Origin of the sequence: Serratia marcescens (assembly GCF_001902635.1) — a bacterium.
Lineage (GTDB): Bacteria > Pseudomonadota > Gammaproteobacteria > Enterobacterales > Enterobacteriaceae > Serratia > Serratia marcescens_F.
Map to the genome: position 1 here is coordinate 127,343 of NZ_MJAO01000004.1, position 20,982 is coordinate 148,324.

The 20,982-nt window shown below is 60.5% G+C and carries 23 protein-coding genes; 9 read left to right on the forward strand and 14 right to left on the reverse strand.

Annotated features, from left to right (window positions below; all coding sequences use genetic code 11):
• Nucleotides 1-261 precede the first annotated feature (261 nt).
• The 4 genes from yajD to BHU62_RS05140 are packed head-to-tail and all read right to left on the reverse strand — an operon-like array spanning nucleotide 262 to nucleotide 3,310.
• Entirely contained in the window at nucleotides 262-603 is a 342-nt protein-coding gene (gene yajD / locus BHU62_RS05125) for an HNH nuclease YajD (protein WP_004939576.1), read from the reverse strand.
• A 39-nt stretch (nucleotides 604-642) separates the two neighbouring features.
• The gene (locus BHU62_RS05130) at nucleotides 643-1,119 is read right to left on the reverse strand and encodes a GNAT family N-acetyltransferase (RefSeq protein ID WP_073529515.1); all 477 of its coding nucleotides are present in this window, start codon (nucleotides 1,117-1,119) and stop codon (nucleotides 643-645) included.
• Between the two features lie 53 nt (nucleotides 1,120-1,172).
• A complete protein-coding gene (locus BHU62_RS05135; RefSeq protein WP_073529516.1) occupies nucleotides 1,173-2,066 on the reverse strand; it encodes a LysR family transcriptional regulator in 894 nt (297 codons plus the stop codon).
• 59 nt (nucleotides 2,067-2,125) lie between these two features.
• A complete protein-coding gene (locus BHU62_RS05140; protein ID WP_073529517.1) occupies nucleotides 2,126-3,310 on the reverse strand; it encodes an MFS transporter in 1,185 nt (394 codons plus the stop codon).
• 399 nt (nucleotides 3,311-3,709) lie between these two features.
• Between BHU62_RS05140 and fabG the strand changes: the two genes are divergently transcribed.
• On the forward strand, nucleotides 3,710-4,462 hold the full coding sequence (gene fabG / locus BHU62_RS05145; RefSeq protein ID WP_201788367.1) for a 3-oxoacyl-ACP reductase FabG: 753 nt from the start codon (nucleotides 3,710-3,712) through the stop codon (nucleotides 4,460-4,462).
• 53 nt (nucleotides 4,463-4,515) lie between these two features.
• Here fabG and lsrK read toward each other — a convergent pair whose 3' ends face one another.
• The gene (gene lsrK, locus BHU62_RS05150; protein WP_073529519.1) at nucleotides 4,516-6,081 is read right to left on the reverse strand and encodes an autoinducer-2 kinase; all 1,566 of its coding nucleotides are present in this window, start codon (nucleotides 6,079-6,081) and stop codon (nucleotides 4,516-4,518) included.
• 193 nt (nucleotides 6,082-6,274) lie between these two features.
• On the opposite strand from lsrK, the gene lsrG reads away from it, so the two are divergent.
• The 3 genes from lsrG to BHU62_RS05165 all read left to right on the forward strand — a co-directional run bounded on the left by lsrG (nucleotide 6,275) and on the right by BHU62_RS05165 (nucleotide 8,235).
• The gene (gene lsrG, locus BHU62_RS05155; protein WP_073529520.1) at nucleotides 6,275-6,568 is read left to right on the forward strand and encodes a (4S)-4-hydroxy-5-phosphonooxypentane-2,3-dione isomerase; all 294 of its coding nucleotides are present in this window, start codon (nucleotides 6,275-6,277) and stop codon (nucleotides 6,566-6,568) included.
• Between the two features lie 87 nt (nucleotides 6,569-6,655).
• Entirely contained in the window at nucleotides 6,656-7,561 is a 906-nt protein-coding gene (locus BHU62_RS05160) for an EamA family transporter (protein WP_073529521.1), read from the forward strand.
• An 83-nt stretch (nucleotides 7,562-7,644) separates the two neighbouring features.
• Entirely contained in the window at nucleotides 7,645-8,235 is a 591-nt protein-coding gene (locus tag BHU62_RS05165; RefSeq protein ID WP_073529522.1) for a LysE family translocator, read from the forward strand.
• Here the strand turns inward: BHU62_RS05165 and BHU62_RS05170 are convergent.
• On the reverse strand, nucleotides 8,211-9,038 hold the full coding sequence (locus BHU62_RS05170; RefSeq protein ID WP_073529523.1) for an AraC family transcriptional regulator: 828 nt from the start codon (nucleotides 9,036-9,038) through the stop codon (nucleotides 8,211-8,213). The two genes, BHU62_RS05165 and BHU62_RS05170, sit on opposite strands and share 25 nt — an antisense overlap.
• Before the next feature lie 69 nt (nucleotides 9,039-9,107).
• On the opposite strand from BHU62_RS05170, the gene BHU62_RS05175 reads away from it, so the two are divergent.
• On the forward strand, nucleotides 9,108-9,326 hold the full coding sequence (locus tag BHU62_RS05175; protein WP_073529524.1) for a hypothetical protein: 219 nt from the start codon (nucleotides 9,108-9,110) through the stop codon (nucleotides 9,324-9,326).
• 9 nt (nucleotides 9,327-9,335) lie between these two features.
• Here BHU62_RS05175 and BHU62_RS05180 read toward each other — a convergent pair whose 3' ends face one another.
• Together BHU62_RS05180 and amyA are read right to left on the reverse strand one after the other, a co-directional pair.
• Complete coding sequence (locus BHU62_RS05180) at nucleotides 9,336-10,184, reverse strand: PA4780 family RIO1-like protein kinase (protein ID WP_073529525.1); 849 nt, start codon at nucleotides 10,182-10,184, stop codon at nucleotides 9,336-9,338.
• 120 nt (nucleotides 10,185-10,304) lie between these two features.
• Nucleotides 10,305-11,795 (reverse strand): alpha-amylase, encoded by a 1,491-nt coding sequence (gene amyA, locus BHU62_RS05185; RefSeq protein WP_073529526.1) that lies wholly within the window; start codon nucleotides 11,793-11,795, stop codon nucleotides 10,305-10,307.
• Nucleotides 11,796-12,293: 498 nt separating this feature from the next.
• Here amyA and BHU62_RS05190 point away from each other — a divergent pair, with 498 nt between their 5' ends.
• Nucleotides 12,294-13,199, forward strand: a complete 906-nt coding sequence (locus tag BHU62_RS05190) for a GNAT family N-acetyltransferase (protein ID WP_078062021.1) — start codon at nucleotides 12,294-12,296, stop codon at nucleotides 13,197-13,199.
• Nucleotides 13,200-13,283: 84 nt separating this feature from the next.
• The gene (locus BHU62_RS05195) at nucleotides 13,284-14,582 is read left to right on the forward strand and encodes an SLC13 family permease (protein ID WP_073529528.1); all 1,299 of its coding nucleotides are present in this window, start codon (nucleotides 13,284-13,286) and stop codon (nucleotides 14,580-14,582) included.
• A gap of 77 nt (nucleotides 14,583-14,659) precedes the next feature.
• Here the strand turns inward: BHU62_RS05195 and bhsA (BHU62_RS05200) are convergent, their stop codons facing one another.
• Nucleotides 14,660-14,917, reverse strand: a complete 258-nt coding sequence (bhsA, locus tag BHU62_RS05200) for a multiple stress resistance protein BhsA (protein ID WP_073529529.1) — start codon at nucleotides 14,915-14,917, stop codon at nucleotides 14,660-14,662.
• A 192-nt stretch (nucleotides 14,918-15,109) separates the two neighbouring features.
• Nucleotides 15,110-15,367 carry a multiple stress resistance protein BhsA gene (bhsA, locus tag BHU62_RS05205; protein WP_073529530.1) on the reverse strand — a complete coding sequence of 86 codons (258 nt, stop codon included), beginning with the start codon at nucleotides 15,365-15,367 and terminating at the stop codon, nucleotides 15,110-15,112.
• Nucleotides 15,368-15,542: 175 nt separating this feature from the next.
• On the opposite strand from bhsA (BHU62_RS05205), the gene BHU62_RS05210 reads away from it, so the two are divergent.
• A complete protein-coding gene (locus tag BHU62_RS05210) occupies nucleotides 15,543-16,187 on the forward strand; it encodes a TetR/AcrR family transcriptional regulator (protein ID WP_073529531.1) in 645 nt (214 codons plus the stop codon).
• A 282-nt stretch (nucleotides 16,188-16,469) separates the two neighbouring features.
• Here BHU62_RS05210 and BHU62_RS05215 read toward each other — a convergent pair whose 3' ends face one another.
• From BHU62_RS05215 to BHU62_RS05230, 4 genes are all read right to left on the reverse strand, one after another.
• Nucleotides 16,470-17,288: a MetQ/NlpA family ABC transporter substrate-binding protein gene (locus tag BHU62_RS05215; protein ID WP_073529532.1), complete on the reverse strand. Its 819-nt coding sequence runs from the start codon at nucleotides 17,286-17,288 to the stop codon at nucleotides 16,470-16,472.
• Between the two features lie 19 nt (nucleotides 17,289-17,307).
• On the reverse strand, nucleotides 17,308-17,976 hold the full coding sequence (locus BHU62_RS05220; RefSeq protein ID WP_073529533.1) for a methionine ABC transporter permease: 669 nt from the start codon (nucleotides 17,974-17,976) through the stop codon (nucleotides 17,308-17,310).
• Complete coding sequence (locus BHU62_RS05225; RefSeq protein ID WP_073529534.1) at nucleotides 17,969-18,994, reverse strand: methionine ABC transporter ATP-binding protein; 1,026 nt, start codon at nucleotides 18,992-18,994, stop codon at nucleotides 17,969-17,971. The genes BHU62_RS05220 and BHU62_RS05225 overlap by 8 nt, the downstream gene beginning before the upstream one ends.
• Nucleotides 18,995-19,260: 266 nt before the next feature.
• Entirely contained in the window at nucleotides 19,261-19,704 is a 444-nt protein-coding gene (locus BHU62_RS05230; RefSeq protein WP_073529535.1) for an acetyltransferase, read from the reverse strand.
• 243 nt (nucleotides 19,705-19,947) lie between these two features.
• Here BHU62_RS05230 and BHU62_RS05235 point away from each other — a divergent pair, with 243 nt between their 5' ends.
• Nucleotides 19,948-20,820: an oxygenase MpaB family protein gene (locus BHU62_RS05235; RefSeq protein ID WP_073529536.1), complete on the forward strand. Its 873-nt coding sequence runs from the start codon at nucleotides 19,948-19,950 to the stop codon at nucleotides 20,818-20,820.
• The last annotated feature ends 162 nt before the right edge of the window (nucleotides 20,821-20,982 follow it).

Genomic DNA, 20,982 nt, shown 5'->3' on the forward strand with positions numbered 1-20,982 from the left:
TCTCAAGTTATTAAGCTGATAACTTATTAAGTTAATGTGCTTATTAGGTTGATAATTAAACAGGTTAACAAGAACAACTCGTGAACAATATGCACCAACAGCGGCAGCTTGCCAAGCCAGTATGTTGTTAACTGCGCAGCTTATTTTGCGGTGAATAGACCGGATGGGTAAGTAGGAATTCTCTGGGAAGTGGTGGAGTGGGCGAGAGGGTTAGTTATTTAACAGCTTAATAAGTTAGTGGCCTATTAAGCTGTTTCTGTATTACTTCTTCATCATCGCCTTCAGATTGGCGAACGGGTTGTGGGTGGCGACGCCGATATCCTTCTGGGCATCTTCACCGGCCACCACCGTCGATCCGTATTGATCGGCCTCGGTGTACTTCGAGTGCTCATGGTCGTGGCAATACAGGCACAGCATTTCCCAGTTGCTGCCGTCTTCCGGGTTGTTGCTGTGATCGTGATCGATATGGTGCACCGTCAACTCGCGCAGGTTGGAATAGACGAACTCGCGCGAGCAACGCCCGCACACCCAGGGGAACAGTTTCAGCGCTTTTTCGCGGTAGCCGGTTTCCAGCTTCGCATAGTTTTTGGGGATGTAGGCCATGGTGGTTGTCCGTCGGGAGTCAATGTGCGGCGAATAATATCACACTGCGTGTGGCGACAACGTGCGGCTCATCACCGTGACGGCTTCGCCGGCGATCTGGCGTTGCTCCAGCGAGCGCCAGCCGAGTTTCTGATACAGCGCCTGCTGATCGGGCGTGTACAAATAGAGTTCGTCTATGCCCTGGGCCCGGCCGTGTTCGACGCAGCGTGCAATCAAGCGACGGGCAATGCCTTGGCCGCGGTGTTGCGGGTGAGTGAAGACTTCGCTCAGCCAGTATTGGCGCTCCGGTTTATCCGCCAGTTCATACAATGTCAGGCTGGCGGTACCGAGAATCTGTTGTTGCGGCGACAGTGCCAACAGCACGACGCCCCGCTGCCCGGGCGCGCAGCGTTCGGCCAGACGCTGGCTGATGGTGTCGCGGCTGCTCCATTGCGCAAAGGCGCCCCATTCCTGATGCAGTAACTCGGCCAGTTCGTCAATACGCCGGCGATGTGCCGGCAGAGGTTCGATACGCATGGTGCGACCATTTCGTTGCCCGGAAGATAAGCCACTATAGCCGGCGAGAGCGGTTAATGAAACGTCTCAACCGCCCAGTCGATAAACGCCCGCAGCTTGCCGCTGAGGTGGCGGTTGGAGGGGTAGACCACGTACATCTGCTCCGGCGGCGGCTGCCAGTCGTGCAGCAGGCTGACCAGCTCGCCGTTATCGAGGTGCGGTTGCGCCATGAAACGGTAGGTCTGAATGATGCCCAACCCGGCCAGGCTCGCCGCCAGCAGCGCGTTGCCCTCATTGATGCTGACCGGGTAGCGTTGTTGAATGGCGATCTCTTTGCCGCGCTCGACATAGCGTTGCGGATGGATACGGTCGTTGATCGGGTGGCGATAATGCACCATCGGAAAACCCTGTTCCAGATCGCATGGGTGATGCGGGATACCGTGGCGCGCCAGATAGGCCGGGGTGGCGCAGCTCACCCAGTCCAGATCGAACAGACGGCGGGCGATCAGGCTGGAGTCGGCCAGCGGGCCGCTGCGGATCACGCAGTCGGCGCTGTCGCTGATCAGATCGATCACGCGGTCGCCGACGCTAAGATCGATCTGTATTTGCGGGTAGCGCGCCAGAAAATCGGGCAGCGCGGGCAACAGCAGCCGGCGCGCGGTGCCGCCGCCGGTGTCGATACGCAGCACGCCCTGCGGAGAACTTTGTGATTCGGTCAGGCAGCCTTCCATCTGCTCCAGATCCGCCAGCCACTTCACCGTGCGCTGATAATAGCATTCGCCCTCGCGGGTGACCGACACGCTGCGGGTGGTGCGTTGGAACAGCTTGGTTTGCAGGTGATCCTCCAGGCTCTGGATCAGTTTGGTGACCGTGGCTTTCGGCATGCCCAGCGAATCGGCGGCGCGGGTGAAGCCGCCGGTTTCCACCACGCGGTTGAAAACCCGGATGGCGAGTAAATGATGGTCCATAGTCTCTCAGCGCAACGCCCCGGCGGTGTGCGGGGCGTGTTTCTGCGGATAAATAATGATTAACATTGTTTAGCGCCAATCGCGCTGGAGCGCAAGCTGAGGCCGAACACCAGCGCGGCGGAGAGGATCAGCGCGCCGCCGAACAGCATGGCGCTGCTGACGCCCTGCCAGTCCACCACTTCGCCGCCCAGCAACGCGCCGGAGGCCAGCGCGATCTGGACGACGCACACCAGCAGCGCCTGGCCGGCTTCCGGCGCCTGCGGCACCGCAGCGAACATCCAGTTGGTGGCGCACACCGGCACGGCGCCAAAGGCCAGCCCCCAGACCATCACCATCAGCGTAGCGCCGCCGAGGCCGCTGAGCAGCGGCGAGACGATCAGGATGCCCGCCAACATGGCGGCGATCAGGATAAAAGTGGCGCGCAGGCTGTACTCGCCCAGACGTTCCCCGAGGAAGGTGCCCAGCAGGCCGATGGCGCCATAGGCCAACAGCTGCAGCGAGATCGCCGACGGGCTGAGTACGAACACCTGTTGCAGCAAGGGGCGCAGATAGGTGTAGGCGGCGAAGTGGCCGATGAACAGCAGCACGATGGCGATCAGGCCGATACGCGCCATCGGCAGGCGCAGCGGCAGCACCAGATCGCGCGTCGTGACCGGCCGGGAGGGGGGCACGGACGTCAGCAAACGCAACTGCGCCAGCAGCACGCCGACCGCCAGCGCCGCCCCACCGAAGAAGGCGGCGCGCCAGCCGAACAGATCGCCGATCAGCGCCCCGGCCGGTACGCCGCACACCGCGCCGACCGAGATGCCGCTGAGGATCAGCGCGGTGGCGCGGCCCTGGCTGGCTTCCGGTACCAGATGGCGGCCGTAGTTGGCGGCGAACGACCAGAAGCCGCCGACACAAATGCCCAGCAGCACACGGCCCAGCAGCATCATCGGGAAGCTGACGGCCAGCGCCGCCACCAGATTGGACACTATCAGCAGCAGCGACAGGCCCAGCATCAGCAGGCGCCTGTCCAGCCGGCCAGAGACCAGGCTCAGCACCGGTGCCGCCACCGCCGCCACGATGCCGGGCATGGTGACCATCAGCCCGGCGGTGCCGGTACTGACGCCGAGCGAAGGCGCGATGTTGGTCAGCAGGCCGATCGGCAGAAATTCGGTGGTGACCATGACAAAACAGGCGACCGTCAGCGAGAAGATCGCCGGCCACGGGGATGATGCAGGTTTATCTTTATTATTCAGCATAATGCCGCTCGTCTCAGGTGAATGCGCAGGCCACGCGCAGGGCGTGATCGAAATCACAATCTACGGCAGGCCGCAGCGGCGGATAAATCCATCTGCGGTGTTTACACTGTTTCTGAGGGGGAACAATTACGGTTGACGGCGAACCGAGCAAGAGGCACCACGAATTCATCGGCAACGCCGGGAAGAAGATAATGAATAAAGATGCCGCTATAAAAGCGGCATTGATATTTTTTATTCACGTACAATAATATTTATTAAAATAATTTATTTTGAATTTTTCACGAGGTATTTAATTGATATTAAATGCGGTGAATTTGACTTGCCGTCGCTTCAATCATACCGTTAATTGGTTTTATTTTTTTTCAGCTTTAACCGAGGTGGCGATTAATGGAGAACAACATGGAAAATAGAAAAGTACTGGTAACCGGCGGCAGCGGCGGTATTGGATTGGGTATTGCGCTTTATTTCGCCAAAAAAGGCGCGCGGGTGGGGATCGTGGGGCGCAGCGCAGAAAAAATCGCCGCCGCGCAGGAGAAAGCGCAGGGGATGGGATTGGCGCTGCAAGGCTATGCGTGCGACATCCGCGATGCCGAGAAACTTAACGCGACCGCAGAACGCTTTGCCTTGAAAAATAATGGATTGGATGTATTGTGCTGCAATGCGGGCGTTTTCCCTTCAGTGCCGCTGCATCAGATGACGGGGCAGCAGTGGGATGATGTGCATGCCATTAACAGCAAAGGCACCTTCCTCAGCGTGCAGGCGGCGTACCCTTGGTTGAAGCAATCAGCGTGCGGGCGAATTGTATTGACTTCATCGATTACCGGGCCGTTAACGGGCTATCCCGGCTGGGCGCATTATTCATCGAGCAAAGCGGCGCAACTGGGCTTTATGCGTTCGGCGGCGCTCGAATTTGCCGCCGACAATATTACCGTCAACGCCGTTTTGCCGGGCAATATTCTGACCGAGGGGCTTTGTGAAATGGGCACGGACTATATTGCTGAGATAGAAAAAAGCGTTCCTTTGAAACGTTTGGGCTCCGTGGACGATATTGCGGCGGCGGTGTTTTTCCTGGCCTCTCAGGAAGCCGGTTATATTACCGGGCAGACGATCGTCGTCGATGGCGGGTTGGTGTTGCCTGAGGCCCTGCCTTAAACAACCCTGTCGTGCGATAGTCATGCCGGGCGCCCTGCGGCGCCCGGTAATGTTCATAGCCCCGGCGCTTTCCACAGCGAGGTGGTCAGGCCGTTATCCACCAGCGTCAGCTGATCGGCGTAGACCTGCCGCCAGGTGGCTTTCTGTTCCTGATACAGCGCATGGTGGGTCATGTCCGGCTGATGCTCGCGCTCCCAGCGCACCAGGCGCTCGCCGGTTTCGGCCAGCGACTCGTACAGCCCGGCGCCGACGCCGGCGGCGATCGCACAGCCCAGCGCGGTGGCCTCTTTCACCACCGGCACCCGCACCGTCAGGCCGGTGACGTCGCTGAGGATCTGGCTCCATAGCTTGCCCTTGGCACCGCCGCCGGCGAACACCAACGAACGCGCCTGCACGCCGGAGAAAGCGGCGATCTGCTCCAGATTGCAGGCGGAGACGATGGCGGCGTTCTCCTCCAACGCGCGGAACAGCGTCTGTTTATTGCAGCGCTCCGGGTCGATCGACATATTGATGAACGACGGCGCCGCGTGATACCAGGTTTTGAAATGCATGGCGTCGGAAAAGATCGGCATCACGCCGTAGGCGCCCGGCGGCACCCTGGCCGCCATCTCTTCCAGCAGGCTGTAGGTGTCGACCCCTAACCGCTCCGCCAGCAGCTTCTCTTCCGCGCAGAAGGCGTCGCGGAACCAGCGCATGGTCAGGCCGGTAAAGAAGCTGATGGATTCCGCCTGCGCCATGCCGGGAATGACGTGGGGGTTAATGCGGATATTCATCTCCGGATCGATGGCCGGTTCCGGCAGATTGACGATCTGCTGCCAGAAGGTGCCGCCGAGCACCGCCGTCTGCCCGGCACGCACGATGCCGAGCCCCAGGCTGCCGAGCTGCACGTCGCCGCCGCCCATCACTACCGGGGTACCGCGCAACAGTCCGCATTCCTGCGCCGCCTGTTCGGTGACGCGCCCCAACACACTGCCGGTCTCTTTCACCGGCGACAGAATATCGGCGCGCAGCCCGGCCATGTCGAGCAGCGCCGGCCGCCAGTCGCGGCTGGCCAGATCCAGCATGCCGGTGGTGCCGGCGTTGGAAGGATCGACCGCCAGCTCGCCGCTCAGCATGTTGGCCAGCCAGTCGCTGATCATGGTCAGCGTCGCCGCCTGGCGATAGATGTCCGGCCGATGGTGCGCCAGCCACAGCAGGCGCGGCATGGCGCTCAGCGCCAGCGTCTGGCCGGAGTATTGGTATACCTCGCGTTCGAAACCGTGGTTGTGCAGCTCTTTCAGCTCGCTGACTTCGCGGCTGGCGCGCGCATCGACGTTGGCGCAGGCCCAGATCGGCACACCGTTGCGGTCGTACAGCACGATGCCTTCACGCATCGAGCAGCAGGCGACCGCGCGGATGGCCTGGGCGCTCAGCCCGGCGCGTTGCAAGGCCTGGCGGATGCACTGGCAGGCCAGTTGCCAGTTGCGGTTGAGGTCAAACTCCATCGAGCCGGGCACGCCCGGCACCGCCAGGTGTTGCCACTCCGCCTGGCCGTGCGCGATCTGGTTGCCCGCCAAATCGAAGATCACCGCGCGAATGCTGCCCGTTCCTGCGTCCAGCGCCATCAAGTAGTTATCCATAGTCTATGCTCTCAGGGGGAGGAATGTTAACTATAGATGCCGCCGTCTTACCCCGCCGGGGGAGAAGCGGGCGGCGTCGGCGCGATTTGTGAGCCAGGCGGCAAAATTGCCGCTGAGGCAAGGCAATCGACGGGAATAAACCTATGGTTGGAAAGAGTCATTTTACGGTGCGCCGCTCAAACAAGGAGTTGTCATGCATGTCACATTGGTAGAGATCAACGTTAAACAGGACAAGATCGACGAATTTATCGAAGTTTTCCGCGCCAATCATCTGGGGGCGATCGAAGAGCCGGGTAACCTGCGCTTCGATGTGCTGCAGGATGAGCATATTCCGACGCGGTTTTACATCTACGAAGCCTATCGCGACGAGCAGGCGGTGGCGGCGCACAAGCGCACCCCGCATTACCTGCAGTGCGTGGAGAAGCTGGAAGCGTTGATGACCGGCCCGCGTAAAAAGACCACCTTCATCGGCCTGATGCCCGAATAATCGCCGGCGCTTGCCGGTGTCCAGACGCCCGGTTTGGTTGTAACCTGCAAGGTAAAGTGAATTTTCAATGGGATAAGCGGGGCGAGGATGACATTGCGCGATCGGCTGTTGGCGCTGTTGGTGGTGGTGATTTGGGGCGTGAATTTCGTGGTAATCAAGTTCGGTTTGCAGGGCATGCCGCCGTTTTTGCTGGCCGGGATGCGTTTTTTGCTGGTGGCGTTACCGGCGATCTTCTTCATTCCGCGCCCGACGATCCCCTGGAAATGGTTGTTGCTGTATGGCATGACCATGAGCTTCGCGCAATTCGCCTTTCTGTTCGTCGCCATCAAGGTGGGCATGCCGGCAGGATTGGCCTCGTTGGTGTTGCAGGCGCAGGTGTTTTTCACCCTGCTGTTGGGCGTGCTGCTGATGGGCGACAAGCTGCGCGTCAACCATTTCGTCGGTATCGCTATCGCCAGCGGCGGCATGCTGGTGCTGGCGCAGGCCAGCCTGCATAAGCCGGGCAGCGGCGCGGTGCCGCTGGCGGGCCTGTTGCTGACGCTGGCGGCGGCGTTCTCCTGGGCGCTGGGCAATCTGACCAACAAGAAGATCCTGACCGATTTCCCGCAGCGTAATATTTTATCGCTGGTGGTATGGAGCGCACCGATCCCGGTAGTGCCGTTCCTGGCCTGCAGTTGGCTGTTCGATGGCCCGCAGGCGGTGCTGAGCAGCCTGAGCCATGTGCAGGTCGGCACCTGGTTGGCGGTCGCTTATCTGGCGTTCGCCGCCACGCTGTTCGGTTATTCTGTGTGGGGCAGCCTGCTGGGGCGCTACGAAACCTGGCGCGTTGCGCCGCTGACGCTGCTGGTGCCGCTGGTCGGGCTGTTCGCCGCCTGGCTGCTGCTCGACGAAGCGCTGTCGCCCGCGCAATTCGGCGGCGCGTTGCTGGTGCTGGCCGGCATGGCGGTCAACACCTTCGGGCTGCCGCGCCGCCGGGCGGCGATCGCGCGTTAAACCGAACAGGGCAATTCTGTTCAATACGGTGTCGGCGGCGGCCGGCATTCTGGCGCCTGTGAATATTTTTTCAGGTGCCTATCATGAGTATCTACCTTTCCATGGCCGCGTTTGCGCTGGCGGCCTCCATCACCCCCGGCCCGGTCAACATCGTCGCATTGAGCGCCGGGGCGCAATTCGGCTTTGGCGCGGCCCAGCGCCACGTGTTCGGTGCCACGCTGGGATTTACCCTGTTGCTGCTGCTGCTGGGATTAGGCATGCACCAGCTGCTGCTTCTGTGGCCAGGGCTGACCCGACTGATCCAGTGGGCCGGCGTGGCCTTCCTGCTGTTTATGGCCTACCGGCTGGCGTTTGACGACGGCCGCCTGGGCAACGGCGCGGCGCGGGCGCCTTCCTGGCGCTACGGCGCGCTGATGCAATGGCTGAACCCCAAGGCGTGGCTGGCGTCGGTGGCCAGCCTCGGCGCCTTTGTCGGCGATGGCGATATGCTGCTGCTGTGGCAGTTCGCCGGGCTCTACTTCGTGATTTGCTATGCCTCGGTGGCCTGCTGGGCCTATGTCGGCGCGATGTTGCGCGGCCTGCTGCGGCAGGCGCGCAACGTGCGGCGTTTCAACCGGGCGATGGCGCTGTTGTTGGCCACCAGCGCCTGCTATCTGCTGGCGGAAGGTTTTTGATACTGGCCGGGCGTGGCGGCCAGTAGCTGTTTGAAGGTGCGCTGAAAGTGCGCCTGATCGGCAAAGCCGCTTTCGCTGGCGGCCGCGGCGATCGGCAGGCCGCTTTTCAACAGCCGATGGCCGTGCTGCACGCGGCGGTTGACCAGATAGGCGTGCGGCGTCATGCCGTAGCGCTGGCGGAAGGCGCGGATCAGGTAAGAGGGGGACAGCGCGGCGGCGCGGCAAATGTCTTCCAGCGTCAGCGGCTGGGCGCAGTGCGCGTCGATAAACTCTGCCGCCGCAGCCAGCCGGGGATGCGGCGGCGTCTCCGGCTGGCGGATATCGCCCAGTGCGCGTTGCAGGGCACTGAAATACTCCACCATGGCGATCTGTTTTTCCAGCGCGCAGCACTGCGGATCCGTCAGCAGCGCGTAAAGCCGGTTCAGGCCGTGGAACAGCGCCGGATCGCGGCTGAGCGGCCGGCTGAACGGAACAAAACGGCTGCCGTCGCCGCCGAGCAGCTCCTGCTGCAGCGCGCCGATCCAGGCGAGATCGAGATAGAACATGATGTACGACCAGCGACGATCGGCGATGGGATTGCAGGCGTGCGCCTGTTGCGGGTTGATAATCACCAGATCGCCGGCGCCGACCTGCATGCGCCGCTCGCCGTTGACATAGGTGCTGACGCCGCCGGTGATGGCGCCGATGGAAAAGAATTCGTGGCTGTGCAGGCTGTAGCACACCTGGCGGCCATCCGCGATGGCGCGGGCTTCGACAAACGGCAACTGCGGATCGCGCCAGAACTGCGGCGTTTTTTCACTCATACGCTTTCCTTTTCACTGCGGCGGCATCACAGTGTTATAGCCTGAAAGCGACGAGAGGGGGAATGGCGGATGATGATTTTTAACGTGTTCGGCCGTCTGGTGGGCGTGAAGCGCATCGGGGACGAATGGCGGCTGTTCCGCGTGGCGCTGCCGGAGCGCAAGTATTCCCCCAGCTACGATATCGTGCTGCCGGCCGATCTGCGCGAAGAGGAGATCGCCGGCTATCTGGGGGATATCTATCACGAAGCGGCGACGCCGCAGCGGCCGGACGTGTTTCGCGTCGAGTAATGCGGCGCGTTACTCTTCGGCGTTGCGTGCCATCATGCGGCGCTGATGCTCCTCGCTGGCGGCCTGGATCTCGTCCAACACCGAGCCGACGTCGGCGCGCTTCTGGATTTCGCTGAACCGGCCGCTGAGGGCGCTGTCCGGCGTCAGATTGCCTTCCTGATACAATGCCCAGATCTCTTTGGCGTATTGGCTGTCGCGCAGCTCCGGCGCGAACTGGCCATAATACTCCGCCAGGTTGCCGATATCGCGCTCGAACATGTTTTTGGCGTGGTTGTTGGCGGCGGCGTCCACCACCTGCGGCAGATCGATGATCACCGGCCCGTCTTTATCCATCAGCACGTTGAATTCTGACAGGTCGCCGTGCACCAACCCGGCGCACAGCATGCGCACCGCGTAGTTCATCATCAGGGCGTGATCGGCGCGCGCTTGTTCCGGCGTCAGGGTGACATCACTCAGGCGCGGCGCCACCAGGCCTTCTTCGTCGGTGATCAGCTCCATCAGCAGCACGCCGTCCAGACAAATGTCCGGCTGAGGCACCCGCACCCCGGCCTTGGCCAGCAGATACAGCGCGTCCACTTCGGTATTTTGCCAGGCCTCTTCCTGCTGCTGGCGGCCGAATTTGGAGCCTTTGCTCATGGCGCGCGCATCGCGGCTATTGCGCACCTTGCGCCCCTCCTGATAGTGCACGGCCTGTTTGAAGTTGCGCTTCTCGGCTTCTTTGTACACTTTGGCGCAGCGGATCTCATCGCCGCAGCGCACGATAAACACGTCGGCTTCTTTGCCGCTTTTCAAACGGCGGATGACTTCGTCGATTAACCCGTCATCGACCAGCGGCTGGAGTCGTTTTGGAATTTTCATGCAGCCTTGTACCCTATTTAGGCTCCGGTGTGAATGGCTTGCGCAGTTGATAGCGTAAGTTAGACCCGAAAGGCAAACATTAGTTTTGCCGCCGCGTCATCATTACGCGGCGGCGGGCGCTTACAGGCTGGCGGCCGGTACCCAGACGCTGACGCTGCCGGCGTTGACCGGGAAGTGGGCGCAGCCCTGGCCGTCGGTGGTGATTTCCTCCTGACGGTTGCCGAGGAAATCGCGCCAGGCGGTGTGCGCCAAATCGGTGCCCAGTGCGACGGTCTTGCCGCTCTCGCCGCCGTTGGTCAGCACCACCATGCAGCCGGGGGCCTCGGCGGTGCCGGCGCGGCTGAAGGCCACGCAGTGGTTGTCGTCGAAGTAGTCGGTTTGCGGGCCGTTGGCGAAACGCTGGCGGGCGGCAATCAGCTTCTCCAGCTCTGGGATCGCCGGCATGTCAATCTGGTACTCGCCGCCGTCGCGCCCCTTGTCGCGGTAGCTGGCGCCATACAGGTCGGGGTAAAACACGCAGGGCACGCCCTGTTCGCGCAGCAGGATCAGCGCGTAGGCCAGCGGCTTGAACCAGGGTTCCACCGGCGCTTCCAGCGATTGCAACGGCTGGGTGTCGTGGTTGGCGACCAGCGTTACTGCGTGGGCCGGATCGGCGGCGGTCAGGGTATCGGTGAAGATCTGTGCCATGTCGAAGCCGTCGCCCTGTTTCGACGCCTGATGAAACTTCAGGTGCAGCGCCACGTCGAACAGCATCACCTTGCCGCCCACCAACTCGATGTATTGTTGCAGCGCGCTCAGATCGTGCGACCAGTATTCGGCGACGATAAACAGGTCGCGCTGTGCGCTGCCGCGCACATGATCCGCCCACTCTTTGAAGAACCAGGCGGGAATGTGTTTGGCGGCGTCCAGGCGGAAGCCGTCGCACGGCAGGCTTTCCAACAGCCAACGCGCCCAGTATTTGAGCTCCTCAGTCACGGCGGCATTGCGGAACTCCACGTCGGCCCCCATCAGATAGTCGTAGTTGCCTTTTTCGTCGTCGACCTGATCGTTCCAGCCGTCATCGCCATAGTCGTTGGCGATTTTGAACACCCCCTTGTCGTCCGGCTGTTCGACATAATCGACGCCGCTGAAGCAGGTGTAATCCCAGATGAATTCGGAATGCACGCCCTGGCGGCCGGGGAAGGTGAAGCGGGTATAGGCCAGCGCATCGAAGCCCTGGTCGTCGATGTCGTTGCGGTTGTTGGCGTCCACCTTGAACACGTGTACCCGTTCTTTCTCGTCCGCGCCGAGCTTGTGGTTGAACACCACGTCGTAGAGCACGCCCACGCCGTGTTCGCGCAGCGTATTGGCGGCATGTTCGAGTGCTGCCCTGTCGCCGTATTTGGTGGCCACGCTGCCTTTCTGGTCAAACTCGCCCAGATCGAACAGATCGTAGGTGTCGTAACCGACGGAGTAGCCGCCGGAAGCGCCCTTGTAGGCGGGGGGCAGCCACAGAGCGGTGATGCCCAGTTCAGCAAGGTGCGGGGCGCGTTCGGCGGCCTCCCGCCACAGTTTGCCGCCGTCGGGGTAGTACCAGTGGAAGAATTGCAGCAGGGTGGTTTTTTTCGTCATGAGCCAGCGTCCCGGTTAGCCAGAAGAAGAGGAGCCGTTAAAGCATGGGCTACTTTTGGCAAAAAGGTAAAGGGCGCAGGGGAGGCGGGAGCGCGGAAGGAAATGTGTAACCACAATTGACGTCATAGCGTTCAAGTTGTTGATATCAAACTTCACGTTAATTGTTTTTATTTATTATTTTTCAATGCATTGCGATTTGGTTTTTTGCTTTCTATTGTTTTGCGATATTTCTTTCCTGTTTTATCTGGTTTTTTGTTTCTTTATTTATTAATTAATCGATATTTAGTGTCTAACTAAATAAGTTAGTCAGAGTGATTATCTGTTGTTTGAAATGTTTTGACATATTCGTGAGCGCTGGTGGTTATTCATTCATGATTGTTTATGCGTTATCGTTATGTTCCAAATTAGGTAACACTATCAACCAAAAAATCGTTCGACGTAGATTAAACGTGACGGAACGGGGAGCATACCGCAGTGAATATCAGGGATTTCAGAGCATTGGCGCGCAGTTTGGTCAGAGAATTCGGCATGTTGAACAAGCAGAGCAACGGCTCGCGCTTTTCGCCGCTGCAGATCCATTTGATGATCGAAGTCAGCGAGCAGCCATTGGGCGTTACCGAGCTGGCGGCCCGGTTGTGCATCGACAAGGCCAGCGCCAGCCGGGCGCTGCGCAGCCTGGTCGCCGCCGGCGAGATCGAAACGGTGGATCACCCGGATGACAAGCGGCATAACCTGCATCGGCTGAGTAAAAAGGGCGGCAAAACGCTGGCCGGCATCGAGAGCGACGCCGACGGTTTCATGCAGGCGGCGCTGGCGCAGTTGGACGATGATGAACTGGCGAGCACCACCGCGGCGATGAAAAAAATGACTGCGGCGCTGCGCAGCGCCCGCAAACAGCGCGACGCCAGTCTGCGGGTGCGGCCGATCGCCGCGCGCGACGATGCGGCGATGGCAGCGATCATTCGCGACGTGTTTCGCGAGTACGGTATGGACAAGATGGAGGGGGTCAGCCTGCACGATCCGGATCTCGACCGGCTGACCGGTCTGTATCGCGACAACGGCGGCCACTACTGGGTGCTGGAGCGGGACGGGCAGGTGGTGGGGGGCGTCGGCATGGCGCCGCTGGCCGGTGAAGAGCCCGGCTATTGCGAGCTGCAGAAGCTGTTCTTCAAACCCGAGGCGCGCGGGCTGGGCATGGCGCGCTATATGGTGGTGCAGGCGCTGAAGGCGGCGCGGGCGGCAGGGTATCGTTACTGCTATCTGGAAACCACCGAGCAGTTGAAAGAGGCGATCGGACTGTACTACGCGCTGGGTTTCACGCTGCTGACGGCGCGGCGCGGCAATACCGGCCACCACGGTTGCAACGTTTGCATGCTGAAAAATCTGCAAAATGACGATATGTGAGCGGTTTCAAGGTTAGCGACCGCACCTTGTGCCACCCTGTTAACCGTTTGATAACAATCACAACGTTTTATCAGGGAGGGAATTATGTTGGGGGATCCCCAGACGCTGTCTGCGCTGGTCACCTTGGTGGTCATCGCACTCTGGGCCAGCGCCCGCTTACCGGAGTATTTGGTCGCGCTGCTGTTCTTCGCGGCGGTGATGGTGTTGCAGCTGGCGCCGGCCGCTGTGACGTTTTCCGGTTTCGCGTCTTCTGCATTCTGGCTGGTGCTCAGCGGTTTCGTGTTGGGCACCGCCATCCGCAACACCGGGCTGGCGGATCGCCTGGCTAACCGACTCTTGCCGCATTTGGCCGGCTCCTGGCCCCGCCTGGTGGGCGGCGTGGTGGCGATAAGTTATGCGCTGGCGTTTGTCATGCCCTCCAACATGGGGCGCATTACGCTGCTGATGCCGATCGTCATGGCGTTGGCCGATCGCGCCGGGCTGGCGGAAGGTTCGCGCGGCCGTATCGGTTTGGCGCTGGCGGTGGGATTCGGCACTTTCCAGCTCTCCGCCAGCATCCTGCCGGCCAACGTGCCCAATCTGGTGATGAGCGGCGCGGCGGAAAGCGCCTACGGCAGCCACTTCGCTTACCTCTCCTATCTGCTGTTGCATGCACCGGTGCTCGGGTTGGCCAAGGGCGCGCTGCTGACGCTGTGCATCTGCGGTTTGTTCCGCGCCCGGCCGCAGCCGGTGGCGGCCGAGGCAGCACAAACGCCGCTCAGCGCCGCCGAATGGCGGCTGACTGCGCTGCTGGGCGCCACGGTGCTGCTGTGGATGACCGACAGCTGGCACGGTATCGCTCCCGCCTGGGTGGGGCTGGCGGCGGCCTGTTTCTGCCTGCTGCCGCGCTGCGGTTTTCTCAACGGCGATCAGTTCGCCGCCGGGGTTAACGTGCGCACCTGCATCTATGTGGCGGGGATATTGGGATTGACCGCGCTGGTCGGCCATTCGGGGCTTGGCGATCGGCTGGGCGGCGCGCTGCTGGCAATGATGCCGGATCTGCATGGCAAACCGTTCACCGCGTTCGGCTCGCTGGTGGGGATCACCGCGTTGCTGAATTTCGTGGTGACTGCCAACGGCGTGCCGGCATTGTTTACCCCGCTGGCGCAGACGTTGTCTGCGGGCAGCGGTTTGCCGCTGCTGACGGTGCTGATGACCCAGGTGATTGGCTACGCCACGCCGCTGCTGCCGTACCAGGCTTCGCCGATCGTGGTGGCGATGGGCATGGGCAAAGTGCCGGCGCGCGAGGGGCTGAAACTGTGCCTGCTGTTGGCGTTGCTCAGCTTTGCGCTGCTGGTGCCGTTGGACTATCTGTGGTTCAGGCTGCTGGGGTGGATCCCGTAAACCGACCGGCGCGTTGGCGGGCAGATAAAACAAAAGGCGGCCTGAGCCGCCCTTTTGCACGATTGCCGGTCTGGCAATTAATTGTAGATGATCGCGGTGCCGTGCAGTTTGTTGTCGCCGGTGGTTGCGATGATCTGGAAGGATTTGGCGCCGGCTGCGTCGGCTTTGGCCGCCAGTTTGTTTTCCAGGCTGCTCAGGTCGGACGCGCCGCTGACGGTCACTACGCCGGCTTTTTGCAGGTTGGCTGGTTGAGCATTCACCAGTTCAGCGGCGAAGCTGCCGAAAGAGACGGTGGCCAGTGCGATGGCGGCGATGGTCATTTTCAGGTTTTTCATGGTCTTATTTCCTATCTTTGTTCTGTTCGATGTTTATCTTGTTAGGTCGTTAAATTAATTAACGATCGATAATTTAATGTTAGGCATCGCTTCTACGGATTGCAAGTATTTTTTTAATGTTCGTTAATTAATTTTGTTGACGCCCTGGCGCCGAGCGCAATAGGCTGCGCGTTACTCAGACTTAACAGATTGTTATTGATAGATTACTGCGGTGCCGTGCAGCTGATTGTTACCGCCTGCGCCGATGATACGGAAGGATTTGGCGCCCGCCTGATCGGCTTTGGCAGCCAGGCTGCTTTCCAGCGAGGTCAGATCGGAGGCTCCGCTGACGGTGACGACCCCCACTTTCTGTTGATTGGCCGGTTGGCTGTTGACCAAGTCGGCGGCGAAGCTGCCGAAGGAAACGCTGGCCAGAGTGAGCGCTGCTAAGGTTAATTTTAAGTTTTTCATAATGTTATTTCCTTTCCGATAACGGTTTATAACGAGTTTTAATCCAGGCCGTTAATTTTTATTAACGATCGATAAGTAAATGCTAATCGGTTCTCGACGAGGGCGCAATATTTTTTTATAATGATCGTTAAGTTATTTGTGCTAACCCGCTGTGGGGCGGGACAGGAGAGGAACGATGAGCATCAATGAAGAGGTCTGCGGCAAAAAAAGCCGCGGCAGACCGAAACAGTTTGATCGCGACCGGGCGCTGGAAAGCGCGCTCGATTTGTTCTGGCGGCACGGTTATGAAGCCACCTCGCTGGCCGATCTGGTGGAAGTGACCGGCGCCAAAGCGCCGACGCTGTATGCGGAGTTCGGCAACAAGGAAGGGATGTTCCGCGCGGCGGTGGAGCGCTATTTGCAGAAGTACACGGCCTGCGCCAACCAAATGCTGGAGCAGGAGCTGCCGGTCGCCGAGATCGTCGAAGCCTATGTGCGCTCTTCCGTCGACGTGTTTACCGATCCCGATACGCCCTCCGGCTGCTTTATGGTGTGCGCCTCCGCTGCGCTGTCGTCGTCTTCCGACGACGTTGCCCAGATGCTGCGCAGAAAGCATCATGCACAGGAAGCGGCGCTGAAAGCCTGCTTCGATCGCAAGGTGCAGCAGGGTGAGCTGCTGGCGAAAACCGACACCACGCTGTTGGCGAAATACGTGATTTGCACCATTGAAGGCATGTCGGTGCAGGCGCGCGAAGGGGCAAGCCGGGACGACCTGCTGCGGTTGTTGGCGGCGTTGATGCTGGTGTGGCCGCGGCTCAGCCAGATTGGCAATAGGGTGTAATAACCGGCCCGGCTTTTACCGCAATGCTGATCAGTTAGCGTTTTTCTGCAGGCGTTCGTGACATTTTCGGTCGATAAAAGTGAGATGCCCCATGTGGCTCACGCACCTCGACCGAGCCAGGGGCCGAAGGCGCGGCCCCTCCAATTGCCGTTCATATTGGCCACAGAGAAATGCGGACATTTACGGCAATTCCCCTGCACAGAACGCCCAGAGGCTGGATAAAAAAATGCCACTCAGGCTTAAGTGAGCGGCATTGCGGCTTTTACCGGGCCGTGTAACCCATTACTGATTGACCGGGATCACCGCGCCCTGGTATTTCTCGCGGATAAAGTCCTGAATCGGTTTGGAGTGCAGTACCTTGACCAGCGCCACGATCTCCGGTTTGTTCACGTCGGCCTTGTGCACGGTGATGATGTTGGCGTACGGGTTGTTTTCGCCGCTTTCGACCGCGATCGGATCTTTGGTCGGATTCAGCCCGGCGTCGATGGCGTAGTTGGCGTTGATCACCACCGCGTCGCCTTCGTCGTTGTTGTACATCTGCGGCAGCAGCGCGCCCTCAACATTGGCCTGGAACTTCAGGTGTTTCGGGTTTTCCACCACGTCGGCGATGCGCGCGTCCACCTTGCTCACCCCTGGTTTCAGCGTGATCACGCCTTCCCGTTCAAAAATAGACAGGATGCGGCCTTCTTCCGCCACCGCGTCGCGCATGATGATTTTGCCGTTTTCCGGCAGATCTTTCAGGCTCTTGTACTTCTTCGAGTAGATGCCGATCGGTTCAATATGGATCGCGCCGGCGCTGACGAAGTCGTAGCTCTTGTCGTCGGCGTGGTCTTTCAGCACCGAGTTCAGGTAAGGCACGTGCTGGAAGTAGTTGGCGTCGATGTCGCGGCTGGCCAATGCGGTGTTCGGCAGGATGTAGTCCTGAAAGCGTTTGATCTGCAGATCGATGCCTTCCTTCGCCAGTATCGGCTTGGCCTGTTCGAGGATCTCGGCGTGCGGCACGTTGGAGGCGCCAACCACCAATTTGGTCGCCGCGGCGGCGCCATAAGAGGCGAGGGTGGCGACGGAGGCGAAAGCCAACATCAGTAGGTGCTTTTTCATCATCGTTTTCCTTGGTTGATTAACGTTTATCGAGCGTTCGTGTCAGGGTGTCGCCAATGAACTGAATAACGAAAACGATCAGCAGAATCGTCAGCGTCGCCACCAGCGTCACGTCACTGTGGTTGCGTTGGAACCCTTCCAGATAGGCCAGGTTGCCCAGGCCGCCGGCGCCGATCACCCCAGCCATCGCGGTGTAGCTCACCAGCGCGATCAGGGTGACGGTAATGCCGGAAACCAGCGCCGGCGAGCTTTCCGGCAGCAACACGCGGAAGATCAGCGTGCGGTTTTTGGCGCCCATCGAGCGCGCCGCTTCGATCACTCCTTTGTCGACCTCGCGCAGCGCGATCTCCACCAGCCGGGCGTAGAACGGCGCCGCACCGACGATCAGCGCCGGCAGGGCCGCGTCCGCGCCGAGAATGGTGCCGATCAGCGACTTGGTGAACGGGATCAGCAGCACGATCAGAATGATGAACGGAATGGAGCGGAAGACGTTGACCAGCACGGAGATCAGCGAGTAGACCACCCGGTTCTGCAACAGCTGGCCCTTAGAGGTTAAAAACAGCAGCACGCCGAGCACGATGCCCAGCACCAGCGTGGCCAAACCGGCGATGCCGGTCATGTACAGCGTTTCCCAGGTGGCGTCCCACAGTTGATCCAGACGCAGGTGGGGGAACAGGGCTTCAATCATGTTGGATAACCTCGACGGCGATGTCTCTTTCGTTCAGCAGGCTGAGCATGTCGGCGACTTGTTGTTCGTTGCCTTCGGCGTGGATGTACAGTTCGCCGAACGAACCGTTGAGGGTGTGGCTGATCTTGCCGTGCAGAATGTTGACGGTCAGGGCGTAGCGCCGAATCACTTCGGAAATCACCGCCTGGTGGGTTTGCACGCCGACGAAGGTCAGCTTGAAGACCGCTCCCGGCAGGTGGGCGGTGAGCCGCGGGTTGAAGCTTTCCTCGGTGTCCGCATATTGCGAAACCTGTTTGACGAACTGCTGGGTGATCGGCTGCTGCGGCTTGGTGAACACGTCAAGCACCGGCCCCTCTTCGACGATACGGCCGTTTTCCATCACCGCCACGCGATGGCAGATTTTACGCACCACGTGCATCTCGTGGGTGATCAGCACGATGGTTAACTTCAGTTGGCGGTTAATGTTCAGCAGCAGATCGAGAATGGCGTCGGTGGTCTGCGGATCGAGCGCCGAGGTGGCCTCGTCGCACAGGAGCACGCTGGGATTGTTGGCCAGCGCGCGGGCGATGCCGACGCGCTGTTTCTGGCCGCCGCTGAGCTGCGACGGATAGGCGTCTTCGCGCCCCTGCAGGCCGACCAGCGCGATCAGCTCCGCCACGCGCGTGTTAATCTGCGCCTTGGGCACGCCGGCGATCTGCATGGAAAACGCGATGTTTTGGCTGACGGTGCGTGACCACAGCAGGTTGAAGTGCTGGAACACCATGCTGATTTTCAGCCGTGCCTGGCGCAGATGGCCGCCTTTAGCACGGGCGATATCGAAACCGCCCACGTCAATGCGGCCGCTGGTGGGCGTCTCCAGGCCGTTGAGCAGGCGGATCAGCGTGCTTTTACCGGCGCCGCTGTAGCCGATGATGCCGTAAATTTGCCCGGCCTCCACCGCCAGGCTGACGTTATCTACCGCCACGACGCGGCCCTGTGTGCTGTCAAAAGTTTTGCAAACGTTCGAAAGAACGATCATAGCGAAGCGGATCCTTATCGATACATCACGGCATTCCGTCCGGAGCGCGTTGCGCCGGACAGGGATCGTTCGGCTTTTCTGCGGGGCACAACCGGCGGGAAGTGGCGGACGGAACCTCTGTTGCGGGTGAATATCGGGCAATCCTACCGAGGGTTTATAGTGACAGGAAGAATGTAAAATCTATTACTTATTCTGATTTGATATATTAAGCGGCGGGCGAAACGTGGGGGAATAAAACCGGCCGCAGGGCGGCCGGCGGGGGCGGGCTAGCGTTTTTCCAGCTTCATATGCAGCAGCGGGAACGGGTTGCCCTGGCCGTCGAGCGGCGAGCGGCCGGTGATGACAAAACCGTAATGGCGGTAAAAGCCGCTGGCCTGCGGGTTTTGCTCATTCACGTCCAGTTGCAGCTCGTCGTGCAGCGCTTCCGCGTGGGTCAGCAGCGCTTTGCCCACCCCTTTGCCGCGCTGGTCGGCGTCGATAAACAGCATCTCCACCTTATTGCCGTTCAGGCCGATAAAACCGCAGGGATGCCCCGGCCGATCTTCGGCCACCCAGACGTTGACCGCGGGCAGGTAGTCGTTCAGCACCAGCGGGAACAGCTGAGCGATGTTGTCTTCGGTTAAAAAGTGGTGTGTGGCGCGTACCGAACGCAGCCAGATATCTGCCAATTGCGCGTTGTCTTCCGCCGCGCGTGCTCTGATGGTAATCATCGAACTCTCTGCTATCTAAGTTGAAGGGAACGAAACTAGATAGAGGTTTTGTGGGGTTAGTGCCGAATTAACGTGGGTTAACGCCCTGCAAAGCGCCTCTGCAGTGGATCGAATAGGCCCGCCTTTTTGCAAGCGGTATAACAACTGTAATTCAGTAAGTTAATGCTTTCAACCGCCGCAGGGCGTAATGGGCTGCCCGCCGCGTGGTATACTGGCCGCTGGATAAACGGCGGAGGCAGCAGGATGGAAGCGGTACGCGCAGCGATAGAGAAACAGGTGCTCAGCCTGACCGGGCTGGCGCTCGGCGGCGTCGATTTTGAGAATCCGCCGGGCGATCCGGGGCTGTTCGGCCCGCAGTCGGTCATCTGGCGGGTGCACCGCGATTTCACCCCGATGCTGTGCGGCGGCGTCAGCGCCTTGCTGCTGCAGATGCTGCACCCGCTGGCGCTGGCCGGGGTGTGGGATCATTCCAATTTCCGCGAAGATATGATTGGCCGCCTGCGCCGCACCAGCCAGTTCGTGTCGGTCACCACCTTTGGCCCGACCGCCGAGGCGGAGCGGCTGATCGCCAAAGTAAAAGCTATCCATCTGCGGGTGACCGGCGTCGGCAGCGACGGCACGCCCTATGCCGCCAGCGACCCGGCGTTGCTCACCTGGGTGCATGTGGCGGAAAGCAGCCGTTTCCTGGCCAGCCACCTGCGCTACCGCAATCCTCATCTCTCCCGCGAGCTGCAGGACCAATACTATCGCGAATCGGCGCGCGTGGCCGCCGCGCTGGGGGCGAACGCGATCCCTCAGTCCTGCGTGGAAGTCGAAGAGTATCTGCAGGCGATGCGGCCGCAGCTGGTCTGCGACGAGCGCACTCAGGAGGTGGCGCGTATTCTGCTGAATGCGCCGGCACCGAGCGCATTGGCGCGCCCGCTCGGCGGGTTGGTGATGCAGGCGGGTATCGATCTGCTGCCCGACTGGGCGCAGCGGCAGTTTGGTTTTCATCCGGGCGCGCTGCGGCGGCGGCTGGTGCGAACGGGCGCCGCCGGTTTGGGCAAGGTGCTGAGTGCGTCGATGCGCAACGGTTCCTATCAGCGCGCGGTGCGGCGCATCACGCTGCCGTCATAAGCCGCAACCACGATAATTACGCTTTGGTTATCTTCGCTTACGGCCGCTTTTGAGACTTTTACGGGTGATCCGGCCAGTAATGCGTTTTACACTTGGGGGCAAAGCCACATTCCATTTTAGCGCGCAGCCTATTCTGCCGCGCCCTGACCCTATTGAGGTGAT

Excerpts from the sequence above, each read along its gene's own strand:
- BHU62_RS05230 (WP_073529535.1), bottom strand. The coding sequence starts at position 19,704 with ATGATTACCATCAGAGCACGCGCGGCGGAAGACAACGCGCAATTGGCA.
- BHU62_RS05175 (WP_073529524.1), top strand. The coding sequence starts at position 9,108 with ATGATGATTTTTAACGTGTTCGGCCGTCTGGTGGGCGTGAAGCGCATC.
- BHU62_RS05170 (WP_073529523.1), bottom strand. The coding sequence starts at position 9,038 with ATGAGTGAAAAAACGCCGCAGTTCTGGCGCGATCCGCAGTTGCCGTTT.
- fabG (WP_201788367.1), top strand. The coding sequence starts at position 3,710 with ATGGAAAATAGAAAAGTACTGGTAACCGGCGGCAGCGGCGGTATTGGA.
- BHU62_RS05235 (WP_073529536.1), top strand. The coding sequence starts at position 19,948 with ATGGAAGCGGTACGCGCAGCGATAGAGAAACAGGTGCTCAGCCTGACC.
- BHU62_RS05180 (WP_073529525.1), bottom strand. The coding sequence starts at position 10,184 with ATGAAAATTCCAAAACGACTCCAGCCGCTGGTCGATGACGGGTTAATC.
- BHU62_RS05225 (WP_073529534.1), bottom strand. The coding sequence starts at position 18,994 with ATGATCGTTCTTTCGAACGTTTGCAAAACTTTTGACAGCACACAGGGC.
- BHU62_RS05215 (WP_073529532.1), bottom strand. The coding sequence starts at position 17,288 with ATGAAAAAGCACCTACTGATGTTGGCTTTCGCCTCCGTCGCCACCCTC.
- lsrG (WP_073529520.1), top strand. The coding sequence starts at position 6,275 with ATGCATGTCACATTGGTAGAGATCAACGTTAAACAGGACAAGATCGAC.
- yajD (WP_004939576.1), bottom strand. The coding sequence starts at position 603 with ATGGCCTACATCCCCAAAAACTATGCGAAGCTGGAAACCGGCTACCGC.
- bhsA (WP_073529529.1), bottom strand. The coding sequence starts at position 14,917 with ATGAAAAACCTGAAAATGACCATCGCCGCCATCGCACTGGCCACCGTC.
- BHU62_RS05220 (WP_073529533.1), bottom strand. The coding sequence starts at position 17,976 with ATGATTGAAGCCCTGTTCCCCCACCTGCGTCTGGATCAACTGTGGGAC.
- amyA (WP_073529526.1), bottom strand. The coding sequence starts at position 11,795 with ATGACGAAAAAAACCACCCTGCTGCAATTCTTCCACTGGTACTACCCC.
- lsrK (WP_073529519.1), bottom strand. The coding sequence starts at position 6,081 with ATGGATAACTACTTGATGGCGCTGGACGCAGGAACGGGCAGCATTCGC.
- bhsA (WP_073529530.1), bottom strand. The coding sequence starts at position 15,367 with ATGAAAAACTTAAAATTAACCTTAGCAGCGCTCACTCTGGCCAGCGTT.
- BHU62_RS05140 (WP_073529517.1), bottom strand. The coding sequence starts at position 3,310 with ATGCTGAATAATAAAGATAAACCTGCATCATCCCCGTGGCCGGCGATC.
- BHU62_RS05195 (WP_073529528.1), top strand. The coding sequence starts at position 13,284 with ATGTTGGGGGATCCCCAGACGCTGTCTGCGCTGGTCACCTTGGTGGTC.
- BHU62_RS05130 (WP_073529515.1), bottom strand. The coding sequence starts at position 1,119 with ATGCGTATCGAACCTCTGCCGGCACATCGCCGGCGTATTGACGAACTG.
- BHU62_RS05165 (WP_073529522.1), top strand. The coding sequence starts at position 7,645 with ATGAGTATCTACCTTTCCATGGCCGCGTTTGCGCTGGCGGCCTCCATC.
- BHU62_RS05160 (WP_073529521.1), top strand. The coding sequence starts at position 6,656 with ATGACATTGCGCGATCGGCTGTTGGCGCTGTTGGTGGTGGTGATTTGG.
- BHU62_RS05210 (WP_073529531.1), top strand. The coding sequence starts at position 15,543 with ATGAGCATCAATGAAGAGGTCTGCGGCAAAAAAAGCCGCGGCAGACCG.
- BHU62_RS05135 (WP_073529516.1), bottom strand. The coding sequence starts at position 2,066 with ATGGACCATCATTTACTCGCCATCCGGGTTTTCAACCGCGTGGTGGAA.